Source organism: Staphylococcus sp. EG-SA-2 (assembly GCF_017152085.1).
Genome location: NZ_JACYHC010001285.1, coordinates 1 through 609 on the forward strand (window position 1 = coordinate 1; position 609 = coordinate 609).

1 protein-coding gene and 1 pseudogene are annotated in these 609 nt (G+C 35.1%); both read left to right on the forward strand.

Annotation, left to right across the window (positions count from 1 at the left end; translation table 11 throughout):
- Window positions 1-191, forward strand: a pseudogene (locus IDG60_RS28310) (GntR family transcriptional regulator); the annotation flags it as partial.
- 23 nt (window positions 192-214) lie between these two features.
- On the forward strand, window positions 215-609 hold a 395-nt coding region (locus IDG60_RS28315; protein ID WP_241013418.1), incomplete at its 3' end, for an FGGY family carbohydrate kinase.

Below are 609 nucleotides of genomic sequence, written 5' to 3' on the forward strand. Positions count from 1 at the left end.
TGATGGCACTCGTTTTAACATCCATGCGACAACGTATGCAACAGAACCCGCAAGATTTTGAACGCATACATCATAATCATCAAGTGTTTATTGATGCAGTGGAACAATACGACAGTCAAATTTTGAAGGAAGCGTTTCATTTAAATTTTGACGATGTTGGTAAAGATATTGAAGGATTTTGGTTGAATTAAAATGAAAGAAAGAAGGATTTATCATGAAATATATGATTGGTGTCGACATTGGAACGACGAGTACCAAGTCAGTCTTATATGATGAAAATGGAGCTTTTATCATGAAACATCAAATCGGCTATGATTTACACACACCAAACGTTGATGTCTCAGAAGAAAACCCAGATGAATTATTTGATGCGGTATTAATGACAATTAAATACATAATGAGGGAATCGAAAGTTAATCAAGATGATATTAAATTTGTGTCATTTAGTGCGCAAATGCATAGCTTGATTGCGATGGATCAGCAACATCAAAGATTAACAAATAATATTACTTGGGCAGATAACCGCGCTGCAAAATATGCAACAGTAATAAATGAAGTGCATGATGGCAATGCGATTTATCAGCGAACAGGTACGCCTATTCATCCTAT